This is a genomic window from Bradyrhizobium sp. USDA 3262, from assembly GCF_054060035.1.
In genome coordinates, this window is record NZ_JBSSCT010000001.1 from 4,589,119 (window position 1) to 4,613,665 (window position 24,547).

Annotated in this window: 26 protein-coding genes; 20 read left to right on the top strand and 6 right to left on the bottom strand. The window is 63.5% G+C overall.

Annotation, left to right across the window (positions count from 1 at the left end; translation table 11 throughout):
• The first annotated feature begins 27 nt into the window (after window positions 1–27).
• On the top strand, window positions 28–948 hold the full coding sequence (locus ACVWYP_RS20915) for a LysR substrate-binding domain-containing protein (RefSeq protein WP_038381943.1): 921 nt from the start codon (window positions 28–30) through the stop codon (window positions 946–948).
• 143 nt (window positions 949–1,091) lie between these two features.
• Here the strand turns inward: ACVWYP_RS20915 and ACVWYP_RS20920 are convergent, their stop codons facing one another.
• Window positions 1,092–1,454, bottom strand: a complete 363-nt coding sequence (locus ACVWYP_RS20920; protein WP_304499641.1) for a hypothetical protein — start codon at window positions 1,452–1,454, stop codon at window positions 1,092–1,094.
• Between the two features lie 8 nt (window positions 1,455–1,462).
• Window positions 1,463–1,993: a hypothetical protein gene (locus tag ACVWYP_RS20925; protein ID WP_304499642.1), complete on the bottom strand. Its 531-nt coding sequence runs from the start codon at window positions 1,991–1,993 to the stop codon at window positions 1,463–1,465.
• A 66-nt stretch (window positions 1,994–2,059) separates the two neighbouring features.
• On the opposite strand from ACVWYP_RS20925, the gene ACVWYP_RS20930 reads away from it, so the two are divergent.
• On the top strand, window positions 2,060–2,671 hold the full coding sequence (locus ACVWYP_RS20930; protein ID WP_304499643.1) for an exopolysaccharide biosynthesis protein: 612 nt from the start codon (window positions 2,060–2,062) through the stop codon (window positions 2,669–2,671).
• Between the two features lie 107 nt (window positions 2,672–2,778).
• Window positions 2,779–3,051 (top strand): DUF2312 domain-containing protein, encoded by a 273-nt coding sequence (locus ACVWYP_RS20935; RefSeq protein ID WP_304499644.1) that lies wholly within the window; start codon window positions 2,779–2,781, stop codon window positions 3,049–3,051.
• A 215-nt stretch (window positions 3,052–3,266) separates the two neighbouring features.
• Here the strand turns inward: ACVWYP_RS20935 and ACVWYP_RS20940 are convergent, their stop codons facing one another.
• Entirely contained in the window at window positions 3,267–3,860 is a 594-nt protein-coding gene (locus tag ACVWYP_RS20940) for an alpha-ketoglutarate-dependent dioxygenase AlkB (protein ID WP_369525572.1), read from the bottom strand.
• A 503-nt stretch (window positions 3,861–4,363) separates the two neighbouring features.
• On the opposite strand from ACVWYP_RS20940, the gene ACVWYP_RS20945 reads away from it, so the two are divergent.
• The 9 genes from ACVWYP_RS20945 (at window position 4,364) to ACVWYP_RS20985 (ending at window position 15,622) form a co-directional block, all read left to right on the top strand.
• The gene (locus tag ACVWYP_RS20945) at window positions 4,364–5,350 is read left to right on the top strand and encodes an ABC transporter permease (RefSeq protein ID WP_304499645.1); all 987 of its coding nucleotides are present in this window, start codon (window positions 4,364–4,366) and stop codon (window positions 5,348–5,350) included.
• Between the two features lie 58 nt (window positions 5,351–5,408).
• Window positions 5,409–6,431, top strand: a complete 1,023-nt coding sequence (locus ACVWYP_RS20950; protein ID WP_028345045.1) for a sugar ABC transporter substrate-binding protein — start codon at window positions 5,409–5,411, stop codon at window positions 6,429–6,431.
• Between the two features lie 115 nt (window positions 6,432–6,546).
• Window positions 6,547–8,658: an ABC transporter permease gene (locus ACVWYP_RS20955; RefSeq protein ID WP_304499646.1), complete on the top strand. Its 2,112-nt coding sequence runs from the start codon at window positions 6,547–6,549 to the stop codon at window positions 8,656–8,658.
• A 3-nt stretch (window positions 8,659–8,661) separates the two neighbouring features.
• A complete protein-coding gene (locus ACVWYP_RS20960) occupies window positions 8,662–9,780 on the top strand; it encodes an SMP-30/gluconolactonase/LRE family protein (protein WP_304499647.1) in 1,119 nt (372 codons plus the stop codon).
• A complete protein-coding gene (locus tag ACVWYP_RS20965) occupies window positions 9,777–11,318 on the top strand; it encodes a sugar ABC transporter ATP-binding protein (protein ID WP_304500260.1) in 1,542 nt (513 codons plus the stop codon). The genes ACVWYP_RS20960 and ACVWYP_RS20965 overlap by 4 nt, the downstream gene beginning before the upstream one ends.
• A gap of 49 nt (window positions 11,319–11,367) precedes the next feature.
• Complete coding sequence (locus ACVWYP_RS20970; protein ID WP_028345041.1) at window positions 11,368–12,123, top strand: GntR family transcriptional regulator; 756 nt, start codon at window positions 11,368–11,370, stop codon at window positions 12,121–12,123.
• 111 nt (window positions 12,124–12,234) lie between these two features.
• Window positions 12,235–13,914 carry an AMP-binding protein gene (locus ACVWYP_RS20975; protein WP_304499648.1) on the top strand — a complete coding sequence of 560 codons (1,680 nt, stop codon included), beginning with the start codon at window positions 12,235–12,237 and terminating at the stop codon, window positions 13,912–13,914.
• Window positions 13,915–13,925: 11 nt separating this feature from the next.
• Complete coding sequence (locus ACVWYP_RS20980) at window positions 13,926–15,230, top strand: acyl-CoA dehydrogenase family protein (protein WP_453946065.1); 1,305 nt, start codon at window positions 13,926–13,928, stop codon at window positions 15,228–15,230.
• A gap of 197 nt (window positions 15,231–15,427) precedes the next feature.
• Window positions 15,428–15,622, top strand: a complete 195-nt coding sequence (locus ACVWYP_RS20985; protein WP_304499649.1) for a hypothetical protein — start codon at window positions 15,428–15,430, stop codon at window positions 15,620–15,622.
• A gap of 126 nt (window positions 15,623–15,748) precedes the next feature.
• On the opposite strand, the gene ACVWYP_RS20990 is transcribed toward ACVWYP_RS20985, so the two are convergent.
• Window positions 15,749–15,988, bottom strand: coding sequence for a hypothetical protein (locus ACVWYP_RS20990; RefSeq protein ID WP_028345037.1), 240 nt, complete (start codon window positions 15,986–15,988; stop codon window positions 15,749–15,751).
• Between the two features lie 207 nt (window positions 15,989–16,195).
• On the opposite strand from ACVWYP_RS20990, the gene ACVWYP_RS20995 reads away from it, so the two are divergent.
• The gene (locus ACVWYP_RS20995) at window positions 16,196–17,488 is read left to right on the top strand and encodes a c-type cytochrome (protein ID WP_304499650.1); all 1,293 of its coding nucleotides are present in this window, start codon (window positions 16,196–16,198) and stop codon (window positions 17,486–17,488) included.
• A gap of 65 nt (window positions 17,489–17,553) precedes the next feature.
• On the opposite strand, the gene ACVWYP_RS21000 is transcribed toward ACVWYP_RS20995, so the two are convergent.
• Window positions 17,554–17,844: a hypothetical protein gene (locus ACVWYP_RS21000; protein WP_304499651.1), complete on the bottom strand. Its 291-nt coding sequence runs from the start codon at window positions 17,842–17,844 to the stop codon at window positions 17,554–17,556.
• 4 nt (window positions 17,845–17,848) lie between these two features.
• Window positions 17,849–19,819 (bottom strand): 4Fe-4S binding protein, encoded by a 1,971-nt coding sequence (locus tag ACVWYP_RS21005; protein ID WP_304499652.1) that lies wholly within the window; start codon window positions 19,817–19,819, stop codon window positions 17,849–17,851.
• Window positions 19,820–19,971: 152 nt separating this feature from the next.
• Between ACVWYP_RS21005 and ACVWYP_RS21010 the strand changes: the two genes are divergently transcribed.
• The 7 genes from ACVWYP_RS21010 to ACVWYP_RS21040 all read left to right on the top strand — a co-directional run bounded on the left by ACVWYP_RS21010 (window position 19,972) and on the right by ACVWYP_RS21040 (window position 24,546).
• The gene (locus tag ACVWYP_RS21010; RefSeq protein WP_304499653.1) at window positions 19,972–20,727 is read left to right on the top strand and encodes a biotin/lipoate--protein ligase family protein; all 756 of its coding nucleotides are present in this window, start codon (window positions 19,972–19,974) and stop codon (window positions 20,725–20,727) included.
• The gene (locus ACVWYP_RS21015; RefSeq protein WP_304499654.1) at window positions 20,724–21,263 is read left to right on the top strand and encodes a DUF6505 family protein; all 540 of its coding nucleotides are present in this window, start codon (window positions 20,724–20,726) and stop codon (window positions 21,261–21,263) included. The genes ACVWYP_RS21010 and ACVWYP_RS21015 overlap by 4 nt, the downstream gene beginning before the upstream one ends.
• A complete protein-coding gene (locus ACVWYP_RS21020; protein WP_304499655.1) occupies window positions 21,260–22,267 on the top strand; it encodes a DUF6352 family protein in 1,008 nt (335 codons plus the stop codon). Before ACVWYP_RS21015 ends, ACVWYP_RS21020 begins: the two co-directional genes overlap by 4 nt.
• Window positions 22,264–22,779 (top strand): DUF3305 domain-containing protein, encoded by a 516-nt coding sequence (locus ACVWYP_RS21025; RefSeq protein ID WP_028345030.1) that lies wholly within the window; start codon window positions 22,264–22,266, stop codon window positions 22,777–22,779. The genes ACVWYP_RS21020 and ACVWYP_RS21025 overlap by 4 nt, the downstream gene beginning before the upstream one ends.
• On the top strand, window positions 22,776–23,390 hold the full coding sequence (locus ACVWYP_RS21030; RefSeq protein WP_304499656.1) for a DUF3306 domain-containing protein: 615 nt from the start codon (window positions 22,776–22,778) through the stop codon (window positions 23,388–23,390). The genes ACVWYP_RS21025 and ACVWYP_RS21030 overlap by 4 nt, the downstream gene beginning before the upstream one ends.
• Before the next feature lie 128 nt (window positions 23,391–23,518).
• On the top strand, window positions 23,519–24,298 hold the full coding sequence (locus ACVWYP_RS21035; protein ID WP_304499657.1) for a Cro/CI family transcriptional regulator: 780 nt from the start codon (window positions 23,519–23,521) through the stop codon (window positions 24,296–24,298).
• Between the two features lie 29 nt (window positions 24,299–24,327).
• Window positions 24,328–24,546 carry a twin-arginine translocation signal domain-containing protein gene (locus tag ACVWYP_RS21040; RefSeq protein ID WP_028345027.1) on the top strand — a complete coding sequence of 73 codons (219 nt, stop codon included), beginning with the start codon at window positions 24,328–24,330 and terminating at the stop codon, window positions 24,544–24,546.
• Window position 24,547: the final 1 nt, after the last annotated feature.

Sequence of the window (24,547 nt, forward strand, 5' to 3'; positions counted from 1 at the left end):
TATCGTTCGCTGATATCGGAAATTTTTATGTCTCTGACGTTCCGTCAGGTTCGGCATTTCATCGCAACCGCCGAGACCGGGCGCGTTTCGGCCGCCGCGGCGGCGCTCAGCGTGACCCAGTCTGCGGTCACCGCGTCCATCAAGGCGCTCGAGGCCGAGCTCGGTCACAAGCTGTTCGACCGTCATTCGAACGGCGTGACGTTGACCTTTGACGGACGGGAGTTCTTGCAGCGTGCCCGCGCCATCGAGGCCAGCGTGTCGGATGCCATACGTGGGCCGCATCGTTGGGGAATGCAGGTCGACGGCACCGTCGATGTCGCCGTCAGCTACACCATCGCCGGATATTTCCTGCCGCCCTTGTTGTCGCGCTTCTGGCGATCATTCCCGGGCATCACGGTGCGTCTCCACGAGTTTCCGCGCGACGCGATCGAGCAGAGCTTGATCAGCGGTAGCGTCGATGCGGCCATCATGCTGGTTGCAAACCTGCATGACCGGCACTCCATTCGCTCGCGGCTCTTGTTGCGCTCGCCGCGTCGCTTGTGGACTTGCGTCAATCATCCGCTGCTGCGCAAGGACAGCATCAAGCTGGCGGACCTGGCAAGCGAGCCCTATCTGATGTTGACCGTCGATGAAGCCGAACGCTCCGCGATGCGTTACTGGCAGCATACGGCGCACGTGCCGAACGTCATCTTCCGGACCCTGTCGGTCGAAGCGGTTCGGAGCATGGTCGCAACCGGCATGGGAATTACCATCCTGTCCGACATGGTCTACCGTCCCTGGTCGCTGGAAGGACATCGCATCGATCTCAAGACGCTCGATGACGATGTCCACACCATGGATGTCGGGCTTGCCTGGAAGGACAAGGCGAAGCTTTCTCCGGCGGCTCGCGCGTTCTGCGAGTTCGTTGCTCATTCCTATCCCGGATCCGAGCCGGTCCAATTTGAATAGCGGACTTGCCCCTGCCAGGGGCAGGCTTGCGCAGCGTCTTTCCCTGGCCGGAGCCTGGTCAACCTGCCCATGGTGGATTGGACCGAAGGTTGCCGACACGTGCCTCTGCCCCAATGTCGAACAGGCAAAGGCGGCGCAGAATGTCAGGAGTTACCTGTAGGCTTGGACATCGCTGAACGCGCGCGTCTCAGGGCAGTGGCGGCGACAACGCCTGCGCAACAGCCGGCACCTTTGACGAATATGTCTTTTATGTAGCCATGCCTGCCGGCGAGCAGCTTTTGTATCAGTTCGAAGCCGACAATGACGGCGAGAAGTGCCAGCAGGATTGGCAGGACATGCTTCGGATAGGCGAACGAAAAGACGGCACCGACAACGAAGAGCGCGGCAAAGCGATCGGCGTTTGGCGATATCAACGTGTGGGGACGAAATGCCAGCGTTGTATCGGTGACGATGAAGAGGCCCAGGATCAAACCCCAAGCCAAATATCGGAATGCGGTTTGGGGCATTTCTGGGCTCAACGGGCCATGCCGCCGGGCGCGGCATTGAGCGGTGCGCCGCCAATCGAAACGGGACCCGAAGTCCTGGCGGCCCGAGGCGGCGGCTTTCTCGGCTGCGGGGCGGGTGGCGCGATCGGGGCGCGCGGCACCTCGGCCGCAACAGGTGGCGGCGGCGCTGCCGGCGGGGGCAGATGCTGCAACTCGTCGACCTTCGAGGTCAGGACCGCCAACTGGTCGGTAATGGCCTTCAACTGCGCCTGCCCGTCGGCTACCGACCGATCGAGTGCGGCGAGGTCTTCCTCGAGCTTCTGCTGGGTCGCGAGGAGAGTTGGCAATGCCTCCTTGTCGCTCGTCGTCATCGCCTCGCCGGACGATTCGTGGCTTATGGCGGGGACCAACGCCGCGACTTCGGGCCAAGCGTAGACGCCGCCAGCGCCGACAAGGGCGAGGACGACGATCAGAAGGAACCACGGCCAGCGGCGGCGACCGGCGGGCAGGGGGCTTTTCGGCGCATGGCCGTGCCACGCCTGGTCGGAATCGTTGTCCATCAATGCTTCCTAGGCGCCTCTGGCATTCGTTGCAATCAATACGGAGTTCGACCATGTTACCGGGTAATGCTCCATTTGCCCGTTCCCCCCTCAGCGCCTGCCCGTACTTCCCAACTCCTCGAAGAACTCGTCGCGCAAGCACCTGATGGCCCCGTCGACCTCGAATGGCTCCTCAGCCATCTCGACAGGCGCTCGTTCGGGCTGCTCCTGCTGTTGCTGGGGCTACTCGTGATCGTCCCTGGCGTGGCCACGGTTGCGACGCTGGCCCTCCTGTTTCCGGCGGTCGAGATGATGTTGGGGCACAGTGCTCCATCCTTTCCCCGCTTCCTGTCGAAGCGGCCGTTCGACTTCAAGCGATTCAAGCGGTTCACCGTCAGGGCGGGTCCGCTGCTGCGCGCGATCGAGAACATCAGCCGGCCGCGCTGGAACGCGCGCCATGACGTGACTGACCGGCTTGTTGGCTTGGTCGTGTTCCTGTTGGGTCTGTTGGCGGGCTGGCCCCTGCCTCTGGTCAACGTCATTCCCGGGATTGTGGTCGTCCTGATCGCGATTGCCTACCTGCAGGAAGATGGTCTGCTGTTGGCTGTGGCAATGGCAGCCGCGGTGATGTCCTTGCTTGGCCTTGGATGGACGCTCTGGACGTCGGCCGCGGCCGTAATCAGCTGGATTGCGATCTGAATACCGCGGCAAGCCGCGGGGTAGATGCGTTACAGGACCGCTGAAGTTTAAGACATTGGTTATCACTTTGCTTTCATTTTCACCGCCTCATTCAACAAAGAGGCACCATGTCTGACATCACCGTTCCCGGCGGAAAAATTCGTTCCTTCATCGAGCGGATCGAGAATCTGGACGCTGAACTGCAGGAACTGAACGAGCAGAAGAAGGAAGTGTTTTCGGAAGCCAAGGGTGAGGGTTTCGACGTGAAGATCCTCAAGGAGATCGTCAAGCTGCGAAAGCAGGATCAGGATGAGCGCGACGAGCGCGAATCGCTGCTCGATCTCTACATGCGCGCCATGGAAACGGCACCGGCGGACAAGGCTGCTGCGAAAGCGGCGTGAGAGGTCCGGTGCGTTCCCCGCGATCGAGATCCGGGGGCGCGCGATCTCTCGGCGGACGAACTTCCCAAGCTCGTCCGCCTCCGTCCTATCAACCATTCGCGCGGTGTTGGTCGCACCTTCCGCTCATGATCGCGTCTTCCGATCGGATCGGAGTAGTGCTCGATCAGGGTTGATGCGGCGATGCGCAGCGGAGCGCTGGAACCGGCAATCCAAGGTCATCGCGACGCTTTGGCGCCCCGCGCCGTTTCGACCATGGTTCGAAAGGTGATCGAGTATCTGGGGGCCTCGACCGGCGGAATGCTGTGCTCCCATATCTGCCGTGCATCACCGACCATCAGGTAGAGTGATCGGGACGCCGCATCGAGCGTGAACCGCTCCCATCCGTTTTCCGTCCGACGACGAAAGCGGAACTTGCATGCGGATCCCAGGGACAGTCCAAAGATCCGGTCGAAATGCGGCTTGTCGCGGTGCCAGCCGATACCGACGCCGCGATCATACTCGGTGCACAGGATCTGCCCGATTTTGGTCGACGCGCCGCCGAAGGTTTGGATTGCGGCGACGATGCCGTTTAACCAGGACGGGATCGGCTCGGCACATTCCAGTCGGCGCGACGCATAGTCGTACCGGTAACCGAACGAAGCCACGCGGCGCTTGCCTTCGAACTGTCCGAACTGGAAGGGGGCAAGCGGAAGTGCCCGGATGTGGCGGATGAGTTCGCCCTCGGTCGCTTTGGAGATGAAATCCGGCGCGTAGTGCAGACCCGCCGGACCTGCGGCCGGCGCATCGAACATCGACAATTGTTCGGACAATCTGGTGCCGTCAGTGTTTGCGAACCTGTCACGAATATGGGCGCGCCGAGACAGAATTTAAACCGGCCGTCAGGTCGCTTGGGCTTCCACCTGGCGCGGCTTCGATGGGCGAAAGACGGCATCAACGCTCGGTCCCGGCATCCTCTTTCGCCACGATCTTCAGGCCTTGGCCAGGAAGCGATTGCCGCAACGTCGTCGGCCCCGTCCTGTCGCCGCGGGTGATGGCGCTGTGAGAACCAGTTGACTTTAGGGACACAGGCCGAATGTATCCAATATCGCAATGTCGGCTTCAAAAAGACCGATCGAACTCGGAAAATGCGCTTCGATTGTGATCCCCTAGGCCGCGCGTATATCTATGATTTTACAGATAGTTATGCGATTATCAGGTGTGAATATATCCTCTGATCAAATAAGTTGCAGTCCAAATCTTGGATACAGATGTTGACTTCTGGATACATTCTGTTCAATTTCCGCCACAATAAAATCAATCCTGGGAGGACCCGGTGACCGGCAGTTCGGGCGCGCGCGGGGCGAAATTGACGCAGACGACAGCCGTGCTGGTGATGTGCGCGGTCCTGATCGTCATTTTTTCGATCTTCCTGAAGGGCTTCCTGACGCTGGGCAATCTGTTCGCGCTGGCGCGCAATATTTCGATACTCGGCATTCTTGCGCTCGGCATGGCGGTGGTCGTGATCGGGCGTGGACTGGATCTGTCGCAAGTCGCCTCCTTTGCCGCTTCCACCGCGATCGCGATCATCCTGATGAATTCGGGCTACGCGACGCCGGTCGCGCTGCTGATCGGCTTCGCGATGGCGATCGTCATCGGCATCCTGAACGGGTTTCTGATCTCGGTGATCGAGATGCCGCCACTGCTGACGACGCTGGCGTCGAGCCTTGCAGTGCTGGGAATCGTACGCACCACAGCCGTGCAGCACTATGTCGTGTATCTTTCCAAGGGGCATGACGAATTCCTGCGGCTCGGCGGAAACATCTGGGGCGGCGTTCCGATCTCGATCCTGATCTTCGCGGCCACCGCGGTCGTCGTGCATCTCTTCCTGTCGCGCACCGTGATCGGGCGCTTCGTCTATGCCCATGGCGACAATCCCGACGCCGCACGTCAGACCGGTCTGCCGACCCGCCCACTGACCATGATCGAGTACGCGCTGTGCGCCGCGATCGGGTATGTCGGCGGTGTCGTGATGGTCGCGCAGACGGCGCTGATGCATCTCCAGGTCGCGGAATCCACGATCATTTTCGACGTCATCATGGTTGTGGTGCTCGGCGGCGTCAGCCTCGTCGGCGGCCGCGGCAACGTGATGAGCGTCATCGCCGGAACGCTGCTGATCGGCGTGCTGCTGAACGGCATGACCATCATGGACATGGACGTGCAGACCCAGAACATCGTCAAGGGAGTCGTGCTGCTGATCGCGATCCTGCTCGATTCCCGGCTGCATCCGCGCGACGAGGAGACGTCGAAGCAGGGCGATTAAGCTCTGCATCAACCAACGGGCCGCAACAGTCGGCCGACATAACAGGGGAGGAATTGACATGACGAAAGCTGTGCACAGAAGGGCGTTTGCCGGCATCGGGCTGGCCGCGATGGTGGCATCCGCCGTGCTGGTGGCGGCGCCGTCGCAGGCGGCCGGGCCGCGCGACCAGCTGCGCGAGAAATTCGATAAGTCGCTCAAGGGCAAGACGGTGGCCTGGTCGCCGGTCTGGATGGGCGTTCTGGAATCCGAATGGACGCGCGTGATGAAGGATCGCTTCGACGATTACGGCATCAAGCTCGTCACCCGCGACGCCAACATGAAGTCCGACATCCAGCTTCAGACCGTCAGCGACTATATCAACGACAAGCCCGACGTGATCGTGGTGCAAAATCCGAACGTCACGCTGCTCGCCAAGGAGCTGAAGCGTGCGATGGACGCCGGCATCTATGTCGTGCAGGTCAACATGGCATCGAATACCCTGACCGATGCCTATGTCGGCGTCGACGCCAAGGATCTCGGCACCAAGATCGCGCGCGAGGTCATCAATCAGTGTGGCGGCGGCAAGGGCTCCGGCGAGGTTGCGATCCTTGAAGGCGAGGCGACCGCGGCCTATTCGCTCGACATGAAGAATGGCGCGATGGAGGTGTTCAAGACCGATCCGTCGATCAAGGTCGTGTCGTCGCAGCCGACAAGCTGGGACGCCAACAAGGCCGGCGATATCACGACCACCGTGTTGCAGCAGCATCCCAAGCTGTGCGGGATCCTCAGCGTCTGGGGACCGCAAACCGCGGGCGCGGCGCAGGCGATCAAGGCGGCCAACATGGGCGACAAGGTGAAGGTGTTCGTCGCCAGCGACGGCCAGCCTGCGGATTGCGATCTGCTCGAGCAAGGCGCGTTCTCCGCGAACCTGTCGTATCGCGCCGACGTGCAGGGCCAGACCATCGCCGACGCGGTGATTGCGCTGTTGCAGAGCGGCGACAAGCCGGGCGCGAAGAACATCGCCTATTACACGACCCCCGCCTGGGTGAAGTCGAAGGACGATCGCATGTACTGCTTCAGCATCCCGAAGGGCGCGAAGTAAGTCGTTCCGGCGCCCGCGCCCACTGCGGCGCGGGCAGGCCGGAGCTGTCGATCCAAATCCCCCGCGTCGTCCCGCCGTTCGGCCGCTGCTGCGCCGAGCCCGCCGGAGTCTGTTGATGAAGAGCCTGCAACGAGCCTGGCACCGCCATTCGCCCCAGTTGTTCCTGGGCGAACTGCTTGAGAAGCGCTGGATGGAGCCGATCATTCCATTCACGCTGACGATCGCGGTTTTCCTGGCCTTCGCGATCATGATCCCGCGCTACCTGACGGCGGGCAGCCTGCAGGAACTGATGCGGAATTTCGCGGAGCAGGGCATGGTCGCGGTCGCGATGGCCTTCTCCGTGCTGTCGGGCGGCATCGACCTGTCGGTCGGCGCGGTGTTCGCGATGTCGAACTTCCTCGCGCTCTATCTGTATCTCATCCTCGGGCTGCCGCTGCCGGTGACCATCGTGCTTGTCGTCCTGTTCGGCGCGGCGATGGGCGCGATCAACGGCGGCCTGATCGCCTACGGCAAGACCCGGCCGTTCCTGACGACGCTGGTCGTCCTCATCATCGTCCGCGCCGCCTACAACAAGGTGACGGTCGCGTTCACCAACGAGCTCGCCAGCATCGACAGCGGGTCCAGGACGTGGGACTTCATGGGCTCGGGGAGGGTTCTCGGCATTCCCTTCAACATGCTGGTGCTGATCCTGCTCGCGGTCGGAACGCACTTCTTTCTCACGCGCATCAAGCCCGGCGTCCACATCATGGCGGTCGGGTCGAGCCGCAAGGCGGCCCGCCACGCCGGCGTCAATGTCAAGCGCGTGCTGTTCTCCGCCTATGTGATGTCGGGCGCGATCGCGGCGCTGGCGGGAATCCTTTATGCCGCCCGGCAGAGCAGCTCGGGCACCGACACCGGCGTCGGCTGGGAGATCAACGCGCTGGCCGCGGTGGTTCTCGGCGGCATCAGCCTGTCCGGCGGCCGCGGCACCATCGCGCGCGCCGTCATGGGCGCGGCGATCATCTTCATGCTCACCAGCGGCATGGTCCGGCTCGGCATCTCCGGCAACCTGACCACCGCCATCATCGGCATCATCCTGCTGCTCGCGGTCGGCTTCAACGTGAAGTGGGTCAAGAACAAGGGCAAGGTGCTGCAAAAGGTCTACGTCACCCCAAGCTGGGTTGATTTCGAGCCGCCGCCGTCGGTCGAGCGGGGCAGCGGCACGCCGTTCGCGGAGAATGATCGCCTGAAGAACGCGGAAGCGATCGCGCTCAACATGATCGAGGGTCCGGAAGACATCATCCTTGACCGCAAGGACAACCTCTACACCGTCAACCGCAACGGCTCGATCATCCGCTTTCTTGCGCCTGATTATACCGTCCGCGAGGAATTCGCGCGCATCGGCGGCCGGCCGCTCGGGTTGGCGTTCGATCGGGATCAGAACCTCCTCGTCTGCATCGCGGGCATGGGCGTTTACGGTGTGAAGCCCGATCGTTCGGTCTTCAAGGTCACCGACCGCACCACGCGCACGCGCACGCGCCTCAAGGACGATTCGCGACTCTATCTCGCTGACGATCTCGACGTCGCGCCCGACGGCAAGATCTATTTCAGCGAGGCCTCGACCCGCTACGAGCTGACCGACTGGGCGCTCGACGGCTTTGAGGGGCGCGGCAACGGCCGGCTGATCTGCCACGATCCGAAAACCGGGATCACCAGGACGGTCCTCAAGAACCTGACGTTTCCCAACGGCATCTGCATTTCGCATGACGGTCAGTCGGTGCTGTGGGCCAGCACCTGGCTGTGCCAGATCAACCGCTTCTGGATCGCCGGCCCGAAGGCGGGCACCAGCGAAATCCTGATCGACAACCTTCCGGGCTATTGCGACAACATCAACCGCGCCTCCGACGGCAAGTATTGGCTCGCCTTCGTCGGCCTGCGCACGCCGGTCTATGACCTTGCGATGCGCAACCCTATTTTCCGTACCCGCATGGTCAAGCAGATCCCGCCGGACGAGTGGCTGTGCCCCGGCATCAACTACGGCTGCGTGGTCAAGTTCGACGACAACGGCGTGGTGACGGAATCGCTCTGGGATCCGGGCGGGCTTTCGCATCCGACCATCACCTCGGTCCGCGAGCACAAGGGCCATCTCTATATCGGCGGTCTGGAGAACAACCGCATCGGCCGTATCCGCCTGCAGGACGCCGACCCGACCTGGGAAGCGCACAAGTCCTATTGGGGAGGGGCCTAGGCCATGTCTCTGCTTGGCGACATCATCGATCGCGTGTTGTCCCCGAACCGGGAAATTCACGGCATTCCGGTGCTCGACGGCGCCTTCTCGCCGAACCAGCGGCTCGATCAGGCCCGCCAGCTCGGCGACGAGATCGAGCGACCGGACGACATCGCGCTCGGGCAGGACGGCGTGCTCTACGTCTCGACCGGCAACCGCGTCCTGCGTTGCACGGGAGACGACTTCAACACGCGCACGGCGTTCGCAACGCTCGACGGCCCGGTCGGCGGGCTCGCCTGCACGCCGGACGGCCGGCTGCTCGCCTGCGTCTCTGGCGTGGGGCTGGTGGCGCTTTCGCCGGCTGGCGAGATCATCGGCAAGCTCGAAAGCGTCGGCGGTGAGAAGATTGCCTGTCCGTTGTCGGTGACGGTCGCGCCGGACGGGGCGATCTACCTGACCGACGGCTCGCGAAACAACCGGCCGGAGCATTGGCTGACCGACCTGATGCAGAACCGCGCCCCGTCGGGCCGGCTCATCGCCTGCAATTCCTCGCTCGGCGGTGCGAGCGTGCGTGCGGACAAGCTCGCATGGCCGCTCGGCTTGGTCGTATCCGGTGACGGCAAGGAGGTCTGGGTCGCCGAATCCTGGGCCCACCGCTTGACCGCTTTTTCACGCGCGGGTGACGACAAGCGCGTGATCGTCAAGAATCATACCGGCTATCCGGCGCGTCTTGCCCGAGGCGCGAACGGTGAGGTCTGGATGGCCTTCCTCGCGCTGCGCACACAATTGACCGAATTCGTCCTGCGCGAGCGGGCATTCTGCGAAGAGATGATGCGGACGGTGCCACCAGAGCTTTGGATCGGGCCGGCGCTGGATGGCCGCCTCAATCCGCGCGAACCGACCCAGATCGGCCGCATCAAGAAACTCGGGATCCAGAAGCCGTGGGCCCCGCCGCGTTCCTATGGCCTCGTCGCCCGGCTCGACGCCAGGGGCGTGGCGACGGAGACGCTGCACAGCCGCGTCGATGGTCGTGTTCATGGAATAACCGCCGTGCGCCCGGTCGGCTCGCGTGTGCTGGCGGTGTCCAAGGGACGCGATTGCCTCGTCGAACTGCCGCCTGGCCGCGGCATGCAAGAAGGATGAACGCCATGGCGGCGGAACAACAGGCAGGGACCCCGCTGCTTCAGATCGTCAATGGCAGCAAGGTCTATGGCGGCCTGCACGCGATCGATGCTGTCAATTTCGATCTGCGGCCGGGCGAAATCCACGCGCTGCTGGGGGAAAACGGCGCGGGGAAATCGACGCTCTGCAAGGCGATTGCCGGTGCGATCGTGCTAACCTCCGGCGACTACCTGATCCAGGGGCGCAAGGTTTCGTTCGCGTCGCCAAAGGAAGCGCTCGAGGGTGGGGTCGCGATGGTCTACCAGGAATCCAGCCTGGTCCCCTCGATGACGGTGGCGCAGAACCTTGAACTCGGCATGGAGAAATGGGTCACGGTCTACAGCAAGATCAACATTGCCGCGACCCAGTCGCTGCAATCGATGAACTTTAACGTCGACCCGCTGGTGCTGGTGGAGAATCTCGGAACGGCCAAGCGGCAGATGGTCGAAATCGTGCGTGCGGTTCGCCACAACGCCCAGGTCTTCATCTTCGACGAGCCGACCGCATCGCTGACCCCCGAAGAGACGCAGCACCTGTTCCATCTTCTCAACACCCTGAAAGAGAAGGGCGCCGGGATCATCTTCATCTCGCATGCACTGGAAGAGGCGTTGAACATCGCCGATCGCATCACCGTGCTGCGCGACGGCAAGCTGGTCGCCACCGTACCGGCGAAGGACGTCACGCGTGACGCCCTGGTGCGGATGATGGTTGGCCGTGAGGAAACGGCAGCGCAGTACGCGACCCACGGGGCTGATCCGGATGCGCCGAAGCCGCATGCCTCCCACGGTGAGAAGGTGCTTTCGGTCGAGAACGTGACGATGGGCAGCATCGTCAAGAACATGTCGTTCTCGGTGTTCAACGGTGAAGTCGTCGGTATCTTCGGGCTGGTCGGGGCAGGACGCTCCGAGATCGCGCAGATCGTCAGCGGCGCGCGCAAGCGCAACTTCCTGCGCGGCGGGATGATCTATCTGCGGGACAAGCCGGTCCGCTACCGGGTGCCGCGGCAGGCGGTGCGCGACGGAATCGCCTATATCACCGAGGACCGCAAGGTCGACGGCTTCTTCGAAACGATGACGGTGGATCAGAATATCTATCTTGGCTATCTGTCGTCGCCGCGCGTCAAGCGGTTCCTTTACTCTACGCGCGAGATGAAGCGGATCGCCGATCAATGGATCTCGGCGCTCTCGATCTCCGCATTGAAGCGGACGCTGAAGATTGTCGAATATTCCGGCGGCAACCAGCAGAAGGTCGTGGTGGGAAAGTCTCTGGCCCAGGAGCCGACGGTGGTCATCTTCGACGAACCGACGCGCGGCGTCGATGTGAGCGCGATTCCACAAATTCACGAGGCGATTCGCAGGCTGGCGCGCGAGAACAAGGCGGTTGTCGTTATTTCTTCCTATCTGCCGGAGATTCTGGCTATCTCGGATCGGATCCTGGTCGCTCGTGGCGGACGTATCGTCGAGGAAATGGCTCGGGCTGATGCGACCGAGGACAAGATCATGTACGCGGCCATTCATTGAAGGAGGGCCTTTCATGAGTCCTTATCAGCGGCCTCCCCATTGGAAGGACATGACGCGGGACGGCAATGAGGACGATCCGGAGTCCCGTCGCCTGATGAGCGAGAGGATAGCAAGCGAGATTCGCAGCGCGGTGCTGAGCGGCGAGATGCGGCCAGGCACGCGGATTCGGCAGGAGCTCCTTGCGGCCCATTTCGGAGCAAGCCGCATTCCCGTGCGCGAGGCGCTGAAGCAACTCGAGAACGAGGGGCTCGTCGTGATGGCGCCGAACCGTGGCGCCTGGATTGCGGACGTCAATTCGGAAGAATCGATCGAGATCTACAAGATCCGTGAAGCGGTCGAGCCGCTCGCCATCGGCGAAAGCGTTCCAAACCTGACCGACGAGGATATAGAGACGCTTGACCGCATTGTGCGCGAACTTGAGCAGGTCACCACGCTCGAGGAATACATCCAGCTTGATCGGGAGTTTCATCTACGCACCTATTCGCGGGCGCGGATGCCGCAACTGCTCGCGATGGTCGAACGCTTCTGGAACAGCACGCAGCATTTCCGGCGGCAGTTTGTGAGCGAGACCTACGCCAAGGACGGATTTCCGTTCTCCGATCCCCAGCATGTCCTGATCATGGACGCGATCCGGGCGCGCGATGTCGAAGCTGCGCAGGTGTTGGTGCGTCTCCACATCCGGCGCACGCGCGTTGTCATTCAAGCAAAAGAGAGTGGGGCGGCCCAACCGCCCCTTGCAAGCCGTGCCGCGCTACCGCATGCGCGTCTTGGCTCGGTTTATCGAGGAAAAAGTGCCAATGAGTAGTGGCGGCGAACGCCTTTTGCCACGGTTCCTGCTGCGCCAGGTGGCGGCGGGCTATAGCGGCCGCCGGGCCGGACGGGGCTGCCATCGTTGCGACACTGGTGGCAAGCGTCGATGACTGTTGACCTGGATTCCGTGTCGCGTGCGTGCGCCTACGAGGAAGCCGCGGGCCGGCTGCGCGCGCGGCTCGGGGAAGCGTCGGTCGCTCCGCCCGATCCCGGAAGGCGGACGGCGCTTGATCTGTTTCGAGCTGCGCCGCGCGAGGCGCCGGCCGTGTTCTATTTCGATGCGACGCAGACCTATGCCGATATCGATCGGCTCAGCGACCGTCTCGCTGCCCGCTTCGCGCAAAAAGGAGTTGGGCGCGGCGATCGGGTCGCCGTCATTCTTCAGAATGTGCCGCAGTTCGTCATCGTCAGCGTGGCGGCCTGGAAGGTCGGGGCCATCGTCGTCAGCCTCAACCCGATGTACCGCACGCCGGAGCTTCGCAAGCTGTTCGGGGATTGCGAACCGAAGGCGGTGATTTGCCACGACGATCAATGGGAGAACGTTTTCCCGGCCGCCGGTTCGGTCGATTCCGAGCTGGTGTTCTGGACCGGCGCTGGCGAATTCCAGACGCGAAACGATGTCCGGGTGCTGCCGGTGCCGGGCGCAGCGCCGCGGGCCCATGCGCTGGCGACGGTTTTCGCCGAGAACGCAGCCGCTCCACCGGCACCGGTTCTGACGTCCGACGACATCGCCCTTCTCTTGTACACCTCCGGAACCACGGGCGTTCCAAAGGGCGCCATGCTCACGCATCGCAATCTGGTGGCGACCGCGTTGATCTGTTGCGATCATTTCGAATTGAACAGCATGTCGCGCATCTTTGGCGTCGCGCCGCTGTTCCACATCACCGGCTTTGAAATCCAGATGGTCGCGGCGTTTGCCGCGCGTGCGGCGATGGTGCTGACCTATCGCTTCCAGCCCCAGGTCGCGCTCGATGCCTTCCTTGAATGGCGGCCGACATTCATCGTGGGTGCCATCACCGCGTACATCGCGCTGATGAACCAGGCTGACGCGACGAGCCGGCATTTCGAGAGCTTCGTACATATCTATTCCGGCGGCGCGCCGATCGCGCCCTCGGTCATCGATGCCTTTGCGAGACGGTTTGGACGGGCGATCCGCAGTTCCTATGGAATGACCGAACTGACCTCTGCAAGCCATCTTGCGCCCAACGGAGGTCGGATTCCGGTCGATCCTGACTCAGGCGCGCTGTCGATCGGCAGGCCGACTTCGGGCGTCGATGCAATCGTCGTTGACGACGAGCGCCGCCCGCTCGGACCCGGCGCGCATGGCGAGGTGGTTGTGCGTGGCTCAGGCGTGATGGCCGGCTACTGGAGAAAGCCGGCGGAAACCGATGAGGTGCTGACCAACGGCTGGCTGCATAGCGGCGACGTCGGCTTCTTTGACGAGAGCGGCTGGTTCTACCTCGTCGATCGCAAGAAGGACATGATCTCCGCTTCCGGCTTCAAGGTCTGGCCGCGTGAGGTCGAAGATGTGATCTATGGCTTTCCGGGCGTGCGCGAAGCAGCCGTCGTCGGCGCCGCCGATCCCTATCGCGGCGAGACGGTGGTCGCCTTCGTCTCTGCTCAACCCGGCACCATGATCGACGTCGCCGCGCTCTCGCGCTTTTGCCGCGAGCGACTGGCGGCCTACAAGTGCCCGGTCGACATTCGGGTGCTGGACGATCTGCCGAAGACGGAATCCGGAAAAATCACCCGAAACACGCTCAGGGACGGCCTGCGCGGCCGGTAAGGAGAATTTACGTGGATATCACCCAAAGCGAGCGCAGCCAGCAACTGGCCGCGCGTCTCCAGCGCTTCATGATGGAGCACATCTACCCGAATGAGCGCCGATACTATCAGGAGGCCGAGCGGCTCGGGCCTTGGGCCGTGCATCCCGTTGTCGAGGAACTGAAGCCGCTCGCACAACAGGCCGGCCTATGGAACCTGTTTCTGCCCGCTCACGAGGACGGGCTGACCAACCTCGAATATGCCCCGCTTTGCGAGATCATGGGACGTTCGCATCTGGCTCCCGAGGTCTTCAACTGCAGTGCCCCTGACACGGGCAACATGGAGACCATCCTGCGCTACGGTACCGAGGCCCAGAAGGAACGCTGGCTGAAGCCCTTGCTGGCCGGCGAGATCCGGTCTTCCTTTGCGATGACGGAGCCCGACGTTGCCTCGTCCGACGCGACCAATGTGGCCAGCTTGATCGTCCGTGATGGCGACGATTACGTGATCAACGGTCGCAAATGGTACACCACCGGCGCCACCGATCCGCGATGCAAGATCGTCATCTTCATGGGGCAGACCGATCCGCAGAATCCGGATCGTCACAAGCGTCAGTCGATGATCCTCGTGCCGAAGGAGACGTCCGGTGTGCATGTCGTCCGTTCGCTGCCTGTGCTCGGCTTCTACGGCGTACCGGATCGTGCATCCGAGGTGATATTCACCGATGTACGCGTGCCGGCCGCCAACATGCTGCTCGGTGAGGGGCGTGGATTCGAGATCGCGCAGGGGCGGCTCGGACCCGGACGCATTCATCACTGCATGCGGCTGATCGGCCTCTCCGAGCGCGTGCTCGAGCGCATGTGCCGGCGAGCGCTGAAACGTGTCGCCTTCGGCAAGCCTCTTGCCGAGCAAACCGTGACGCTTGAGCGCGTGGCCGAAGCGCGCATGAAGATCGATCAGGCGCGGCTGCTGACGCTCAGAGCTGCCTACATGATGGACACGGTCGGCAACAAGGCGGCGCGGCAGGAAATCGCGATGATCAAGGTCGTCGCGCCGAACATGGCGCAGACCATCGTCGACTGGGCGATACAGGCGTTCGGGGGAGGCGGCACCAACAACGACCATTTCCTTTCGGCGGCACTCGCAACGACTCGCTTGTTGCGACTGGCCGACGGCCCCGACGAGGTTCATCGCAACCAAATCGGCAAGCTCGAATTGCGCCGATGGCTCAATGTCGATCCCGCACGAACCGGCGGTGGCGCGGATCCGTTGTCGCCAGATGAATCCGAGTCCTGGTCCGAAGGCGGCTTGTGGCCGCGCCCGAAAGATCTGCCATAGGCGCGTTGGGCGGGCTCTGCTCACGGCTATCGGGCATCACGGGGCGGGGGCTCTTGGCAGCACACCAGATGGTTGGAGCGAAGGGCATCGGCTCCAGCGCTGATCAACAAAAGGAGAGATGTGAGCGGTCTCACAGGAGGACTGCGAGTTCTCCACTAGTCAGGGGTCGGACTCGCTTAGAACCAACGGAGGTTCGCATGAAGCTCCTGATGATCGCCGGCCTGACCGCCCTCGCGCTTGTTGTGGCCGCGACGAATGTCCCGAGATCGCATCCATCGTCTGTGAGCCGCACGCCGGTGGCAGGGATGCCCGCTGTGCAAGAACAAGACAAACTGCCGGTCGAAGATTTCGAAGATCGATCGCTGGTGTTTCCGAGGGGAGCACAGCAGTAGAGAGACGAGTGCCACCGCATCTGAACGAGTCCAGATCAATGGGTCGGGAAATTCGTCCCGCGTCGAACAGTTCGACGCGTCGGATGGTTTGTCCGTGTGCACAACCGTCCCCTCGCGAGCTGTGTTTCAAAAGCTCATGAAGATCGGGTTGATCTCAGCGGGATCGCCGACATGTCCCGGGAATTGAAACGGCGCACGGTGGCGATCGACGATCAGGATCGCCAGGAGTAGCGCCAACACGGCGACGATGTAGATCAGCAGTGGCGACGCGTCCCGGGTGGCGGGATTGCGATCCCGCGGCGGCAATACGCGAAAGTGCCAAAAGCGCGAGATGAACTGCAGATATGCTTTCGGATGAATTTGCATGTTCGACCTCGATTGTGAGGCGCCTTTGCCAAGACTGCGACCGCGTGGACCGTCTTTCAAGGCGCCGCTTGTCGCACCCGGAACTGAATATGAGCTCCCTTCGTTGATCGCCGGCCGGGCCCGATGGACGTCAAGGGAGCACTTTGGCCGGGCAGCAAAAACGGGCAGAATGGCCCGGGGGCTTCGCTGCGAGTGTCTCCGACGGCCATGGATTTGATTTTTCGTCTCGCCACGTTCCTTGTGACGGCATCGTTGCTTCTTGCGCTGCAACCCGCGCAGGCGCAATTGGCCGGACACGGCGGACCTGTCCGCGCGATCGCCGTTTCAGGCGATGGCAAGACGGTTCTGTCGGGCAGCTTCGATACTGCGGCGATCCGATGGTCGCTGGCAACCGAGTCTGCGGAGCAGGTCCTTCGCTTCCATTCGGGTGCGGTGAACGCAGTTGGCTTCCTCACAGATGGAAGGATGGTAACGGCTGGTGCGGACGGTCAGATTGCGATCTGGACGTCGGGCCGGCCTCAGCCGGACCGGGTTTTTGCGGACCATACCGGACCCATCGTCGGGCTCGCCGTTTCGCCCGATGCATCGAGGCTCGCATCCGCCTCGTGGGACCAGACCGTGCGGATCTCGTCGTTGTCCGACGGAGGCACGCGGGTGCTGCAAGGCCATTCGCAAAACGTGAATGGCGTGGCCTTTGCCGCCGACGGACAATCGCTGGTGAGCGTCGGCTACGATCTGACCGTGCGGATCTGGCGCCTGCCGGACGGCAGCGCCGAGATCGTCACGGTGCCGTCGCCCCTGAATGCCGTGGCGATCTCACCTGATGGCGAAATCGTCACCGGCGCAGCGGACGGCAAGCTGCGCATGATGTCCGCCGATGGCAAGGCAGGCGGCGAGGTCATGGCCGGTGCCACGCCGATCGTCGCCTTGGCGGTCTCGCATGACGGCGCCTTGATCGCCGCGGCGGCAATTGACGGCACCGTGGCGATCGTCGATCGCAAGGCGCGCAGCGTGCTGCGCACGCTCGCCGGGCTGGGCGGGCCGGTTTGGTCGGTTGCATTCCTGCCCGATGGCGTGACGCTCCTGACCGGCGGCGCCGACGGCAAGATCAGGCGCTGGAACGCACTGACCGGCGCGGCGATCGGATCGAACCTGGCGGGCACGCCGGGGGATCCGCTCGCCGCCTATGCCGGCGATCACGGCGCCGAAATCTTCAGAGCTTGCGTCGCCTGTCACACTCTGTCGGAGACGGAGCTGCAGCGTGCCGGTCCGACGCTTGCCGGACTGTTCGGCCGGAAGATCGCCTCGCTGCCGGGCTATCGCTTCTCCGACGCACTCAAGACGATGGACATCGTCTGGACGCCCGAGACCGTCTCCAAACTGTTCGAGATCGGGCCGAACGCCTATACGCCCGGCACGAAGATGCCGGAGCAGCACATCGGCTCGGCCGAAGATCGCCGCGCGCTCACGGACTTCCTGGCGCGTGCGACGTCGAAATAGCTCGATTTGGCGGCAGCCACGTTGCGGCGTCCTCAAGCGAAGGCGTCAAGCCGCGGTATGAGGCTCTAATACCCCGGCCATTGCTCCACCGGGATCTTCGTCAGCTCCGGGTTCTCCTTGAGCATGTGGGCGATATTAATGCTGGGATGTTCCTTGAGCGCCGCCACGACGCACTGGTTGACGTATTTGCGGCGTGACAGCCACTTGATCTTCTTGCCCTTCGCCTCGGCCTTGCAGGCGACGACCGCCTGCTTGAGGGCAACCTTTTGCGCCTTCGTAAGGGCTGCCTCGACGGCCGTGCCGGAGAGGACCGTGGTGACAATGCACGTCGACAGAACCATCGTGAATCGAGGCATGCGGCTAGTCCTTGTTCTCGCGTTGACGCAGATAGTCATCCGTCGTCCGTGGTGGCGCGCGTTCCGGCACGTCCTGGATCGGATCGAACTGTTGTTCGCTCATGACAATGACCCGGCAGTCGGCGCACATCCGCAAGGTCTCGGTCCGGCGGTCCCCGGCAGGGTACATCCAATGCCGTCCCTCGAGTTTGGTCGCGATCCGATCGATCGTGCTCTTGACGCCGAAGGGTGTGCCACAGCGAACACACAGGGCCGGTTCTTCTTCCTTGATCACCCGCGCCGGCGCGCGTCTTGCCCGGAAGTCGATCTGCGGGGTGAGCTTGATGACTTTTTCAGGACAGGTGCTCTGACACAAACCGCACTGCACGCAGGCATCTTCCACGAATTTGAGAACGGGGCGGTCCGGATCGGCGCGGAGCGCGCCGGTTGGGCAGGCCGAAACGCAGGACAGGCACAGCGTGCAACCGCCGACATCGACGGTGATCGCACCGATAGGTGCACCCTCGGGCAAGGCGATCACGTCAACCGGCTTGGGGGCGAGGCGATGCAGCTCGCTCAAGCCGAAGCGAAGCAGATCGCCGCGCTTGCCGACCGTCAGGAAAGTCGCGGGATTATCGAGGCCGGCGAGGGGACCAATCCCCGTCAGTTGCTCGGCCAGGGTGTCGGGATCGTCGGTTTCGATCGTGCTCACACGGCGGCCGTCAAATCCGAGTCCGGAAAGAATGGTCTCGGCCATCCGGATCGTCTGCAAGGATCCGGTCACGTCGTGTCGTGGCTTGGCGCGCAGCAGGAGCCGCACGGCAGCCGCGCCATAGGCGAAGGCCCCGATGATGGCTTCCAGGCCGATCTGCGTCAGCTCGTTGACGGCGAGGGGAAGCACATTGGCCGGCAATCCGTCGCCATGGCGGGCGAGCGCATCGATCAGCGGCGTGCCGTGCTGGCTGTCGTGCAGCAGCAGGACCGGATGCGTGCCGCCGGCCTCGCGATAGGCGCGCAACATGGCGCGGAGGATCTGCAACTGGGTATCGGCGGGGGGCAGCGCGTAGGATGCCGCTCCCGTGGGGCAGGCGGCCGCGCATTGCCCGCAGCCCGCGCACACCTCCGCGTTGACTGCGACATGGTCGCCGTCCGGCGTGATCGCGCCGGTTGGGCACAAATCGAGGCAGCGATGGCATCCGGTCAGCTTCGAGCGCGAATGCGCGCAGAGGCTGGGTGTGAAGTCGACATATCTCGGCTTGTCGAAGCTTCCGACGAGATCGCGCGCCGCAAGCACCGCTCGCAGCACGGCCGCAGGATCTCTCGGATCCGCGCGGAGATAGCCGTCTCGCAGATCGTGTGCGGGGAACAGAGGCGGCTCGCCGGAGAGGTCGAACACGAGGTCACAGCGCGAGATCGCGCCGTTGCGCTGGCCTTCGAACTCGAAGCGGGCGCGCGAGGACGGGCGTGGCTGCGCGTAGTCGTCGACCGTGAGCTCGAAGCCACCAAAATGCCCGCGCGCGTTGCGGATCGTGCCCTTCACGATCGGGAACACCGCCGCGGCAGGCGGCACGACGTCTGCCGGCTTCCTGAGCATGACCGTGACGTCGAGATGGTCCGCCAGCAGCCGGCCGGCCTCGATCGCGGTTTCGTCGCGCCCATAGATCAGGATGATGCCGTCGCTCGACAATGTGACCAGCGGATAGTCCGGCGCGGGAATCGCCGCCGCCGCAAGCAATGCCGCCATCTTCGGGCCCGCATTCGCGCCGTCGCGCGACCAGCCTGCCGTCTCGCGGATGTTGACGAAGCTGATCGGGCCGCGGCGTTCGCCCATCTCATTGGTGAACTGGCCGGCCTGCTGCGTGCAGGCGACAGTCAGCGGGCCGTCGACTTTCGCGGCGGCGCGGAAATCTTCGAGCTCTGCGCCGCAGAGATGACGATGGCTCCTGATCTCGCAGTTGGGACAGCCCCGCTGGATCGCGGCCACGTCAAGGCGCATCGTGTCTTCACACGAGCAGATCAGGACGGTCTTCGCTGGCTGCTCCAGGTCGATCCCTCCGCGGGTGCGGCGCCGTCTTGCGGACTCGCGCCATTCCTTCACCTCGTATAGATATTCACTATCGGAAGGAAAAGGAAAGTGGAGGACGGCCCTTGCGGTCGACCCCGACCAGCCGCGTCTCCGTGGCGGAAGCGATCCATCTGCCGCCGCCATTCACGCTCGTCCGGTTGCGTGAGAGCGGAGACGCCTTTGCTCACGCTTGCCGCATTGCACCTAAAAGCGGTGCCGGCACGCTGGTGTGCGTCGGGCGGTTCGATCTTGCCGAATTCGCCGTCGTGCTCGAGCCGGGCGAGCCTTTGGGCACCGCGCGGCGCGCCTTTTATGCGGGCATGGTCGCGCTCACCGACGCTCTGCGCGCCTATGCGCCGCCGCACAAGACGGTCGCGATCGGCTGGCCTGACACCGTCGTGATCGACGGTGGGCTGGTCGGCGGCGGACGGATGGGATGGCCGAGATCGGCGCGCGAGGACGAGCCGCCTGCCTGGCTGGTATTCGGTGCCATGATCCGGACGGTCGCAATGGCCGATCAGGGACCGGGCATCCATCCGCTCGCGTCCGCGCTGGATGAGGAGGGGTTTGGCGAAGCGGGAGCCGTGCAGGTGACCGAGAGCTTTGCGCGGCACCTGATGCGGGCGATCGATAGCTGGCAGACCGATGGCTTTGGCAGCCTGGCGCACGATTATCTCAGCCGGGTTCCCCGCGAGCGGCGAACCGTGCTGCGGATCGATGACGGCGGCGATCTCCTCACGCGCCGCGTCGGTGCCGACAGGATTGAACGCAGCGTACTCGTCAAGGCGCTCGGAACGCCGTCCTGGTTCGATCCGAAGCTCGGAGGGCCGCGACTGTGAAACTGCTCCGCAGCATCGCGCTCGACCCCTCCGACACCTTCGTCTTCGATGTGGCGGCCGAGCCGGGTGAATGGGCCGTCTCCGGTGCCTTCCGCTTCTGCGATCAGGATCCGACGAAGCTGACCGGCAAGGCGCGCGTCGCGTTCCGCAGTGGCTTCCTTGGGGTGCAATCCTGGGGCTGGTCGACACTGGTGCAGATTGTGCCTGCGACCGAGAACGATTGCAGCGCGCTGATCGACCGCCTCGCGGGGCAACTGATCGATCGTTTCGGTGCGCCGGATCTGGCAACCGCGCGGACGGCGGCGGAAGAGGAGGTCGCCTTCGCGCGGTCGCTCTGCAACCATCCGGTCAGCTCGCTCATTGCCGTTCACCGTTCGGTGAGCGACGGCGAAGTTCGGGAATCGTTCCGCAGGCTGCAACTGCGCCAGGGTCAGGGACACAGCAAGGCGTTCTCGTTCATGGAAGTCGAGGACGATGTCGAGCCCGACGCTGATCTCAAGCTTGCCGATATGCGCGGGGAGTCGCAGCACCGATGAATGATTTCTGGATCGCGTGCGGCCACCATCTGCTCGATCGCGACGAAAGCGGCGGGCTTTGCGTCACCGACGAGTTCCTGAAGGCCTATTTTGTTCGTCCGGAACTGATTCCGCCGGACGAAGCATGCCCGATCGAGCGGCGGCTGCACCGCGCGCTGGTCGCTTCTCCCCGCAGGCCGGTCGGCGCGGAAGAGATTGAAGCGATTGTCGATGCCGATGCCCGGGAGAACTGGCGGCTCGTGCTTGCCTTCCGCGATCTCCTCGTGCGGCATCCGACGCTGGAGCAGGCCTATCTCGCAACCGTCCGATCCGGGACGAACGACTTGCCGCCCCTGTTCGTCAATCAGCTCATCCACGTGATCCTGCGCAATGCACTCGACGGCTGCGATGATCCGTTCGTGCTGCGCGCAGCCGAGCTGTTCTTCCGCCCGCAGCGCATCCTGCCGCAGGAGCAGGCCCTGCTGCTCGGCGATGAAGAGGTCGTCGGTGGACAGAATCCGACCCCGGTGCTCTCGCTGATGTCGATGCTGGGGGCGGTGACCGATGCCGAGCTGGATGTCTTGCGCGAGGACAATGCCGGCGATTACTGGCGCCGGAGCGACCATTTCGACATGGCATTCGACCTTACCGCAGGCGGCCGCGGGCCGGCAGCGCTGGCGCAGGCGATGGTGCGCTGGATCTCCCATCTGCTCGGGATCGACGTCAGTATTGAGCCGCTGCGCGAGCTGCGTGATGCACGTCTCACCTGGTATGTCGGGCTCGACGCCGACGCGACCAGGCTCGGCGACCGTCTCTGGCACGGCGAGCAGCTCGACGACCGCAGCGCCGGACGTGTGCTCTCATTGTTCCGCCTGACATTTGCGGACACGAACGCGGCCGCAGACGAGATGCGGGGCGAGCCGGTTTATCTCATTCTGTCGATGAACGCCGATCAGAAGCTCCGGATGAAGCCGCAGAATTTGCTGACGGGGTTGCCGGTCAAACATCTGGAGATGGCGACATGAGCCCGGCTGCGCTGCCGCTAGTGCGCGTTCCCGTCGGCGTCGTGGTCGAGCGGCATCAGGCGGATTCGCCGTGGACCGACTTTGTCTGGCGCGCGGTTGCCGTTCTGCCCGACGAGCCGGACACCAAACCCTGGACCGTGCTTCGCGAAGAGAACGGGACGACGCTGTTTTATGCCGGCAGCGCCACGGTCGATCTCTATGGTTCCGAGACGGCGCGCTACCGCGACAATCTCGCCTCGGGCAGTCCGGGCATCTGGACGGTATTGTCGCCGGCGGAAGGCGCCTGGCCCTATTCGGTGGCTGCCGCGACCGCCGATCCTTCGGAAGGGGAGGCGTTCACGGAGGCCGGTGCGAATCTGGTCGAAGCCGTCCCCATGCCGGAGATGCTGCGTGAGCAGATTGAAAGCTTCATTGCCGAGCACCACGTCGAACGTGAGTTCTTCAAGCGCAAGCGCCGGCAGGCCGATCCGGAGGCGCTCGCGCGCCGTCAGCATGAAGGCGGACACGAATGAGTGAGGACAAGTTCCTGGCGCGCTGGTCCCGTCGCAAGCAGGAGGCGAACGCCATGCAGCCGGACCCGGCCATGCGCGACGACATGCAGTCGATGCTGCCGCCTGCCGTGAACGACGACGACACGGAATTCGACCTTTCGAGCCTGCCTTCGATCGACTCGATTACGTCGGCGACCGACATCACGGCATTCCTGCGCAAGGGAATTCCGCAGGAGCTGACGCGTGCGGCGCTTCGTCGCGCCTGGAGCGCCGATCCCGTCATCCGCGATTTTGTCGGGCTTGCCGAGAATGCGTGGGACTTCAACGACCCGACCGCGATGCCGGGCTTTGGCCCGCTGGATTGCTCCGAGGCAGAGCTCACCGCGCTCATCGACAGGATCGTCGGCGGCCTCAGCAAGCCGGCCGAGGCGCTGCCTGAGCCTTCGGTTGAAGTCGCGGATTCTTCGCAGGAATTGTGCGAGGTCGAGTTGCCGGGCATCGCGGCCGAAGAAGCCGCGACCACGGGATCCGCACCTGATCCTGTTGCAACGCAACGAACGGTCGCCGACAGCACCGAAAGCGAACGGCCGTCGGTTGAGCGCCGCACGCACGGCAGTGCGCTGCCCCGCTAGGGACCGCGACGAAAGGCCATAGCCTCGGACTATGGCGTCGATTGACCCCCCGTTGGACCGGGACTAGGCTTTGCTAGCGCTTTGTAACAAAAGCAAAATCAGCAGACGGGACTTGGATGGAGGTCCACGTGCGTGATGCTGGCCTTGAGCGAGCCATTGACGCCGCTGGCGGCGTTGCGGAGCTTGCGCGCAAAATCGGCATCAGCCAGCCCTCTGTTTCGAACTGGAGCAAGGTGCCCGCGCAACGGGTGATCGCTGTCGAAGCCGCCACCGGCATATCGCGCGATAATTTGCGGCCTGATCTGTACAGCGAGCCGCTCTTCTCCGAACAGCCGATCGATTCTGTCGATGCCGCACGTGCGCAGGAATATCTGCTGCTCGCGGCGCTGTTGTCCGCCGCACCATCAAAGAAGCTGCTCGATCAACTGGCTGCATTGACCGTCGATGCGACCCCGCTCGGGCGCGCGCATGCCGCGCTGGCTGAATCCGCCGCCAATGCAGTCGCGGCCAAGGTCGAACGCGAATATTTCGATCTGTTCACTGGTCTTGGCCGCGGCGAGCTCTTGCCCTATGCCTCCTACTATCTGACCGGCTTTCTCAACGAGCGGCCGCTGTCGCGTCTGCGTGCCGATCTCGCCGCGTCCGGGATCGAGCGCATCGCGAATAATTCCGAGCCGGAGGATCACGCGGCTATCCTGTGCGAGATCATGGCAGGCTTCGCGGGAGGCCGTTTCCCGGCGCCCTTCGACACGCAGCGTGCCTTCTTCGGCAAACACGTCGCGTCCTGGATGGGGCGGCTGTTCGCCGACATCGAGCGCGCGGAGAGCGCCGTCTTCTATCGTACGGTCGGTGCGCTTGGTCGCGCCTTTATCGAGATTGAGACAGAAGCATTCACGTTCGCGAACTGACCTGCATCCGCAGGTCCAGGAGAGATGCGATGAGTGAAGACAGGACTACCACAGTCGGGCGCCGCGATTTCCTGCGCAAGGTCGGCGTCGGCACGGTGGGCGCCGGCGCGACACTCGCAACGCCGCTGGTTGGGGCGGCGCAAGCCGACAGCGAAACCAACGATGAGAAGCGCAAGGCGCGCTACAAGGAAACCGATCACGTCAAGGCCTTCTACCGCGTCAATCGTTATCCGGCCAAGGGAGGTTGAC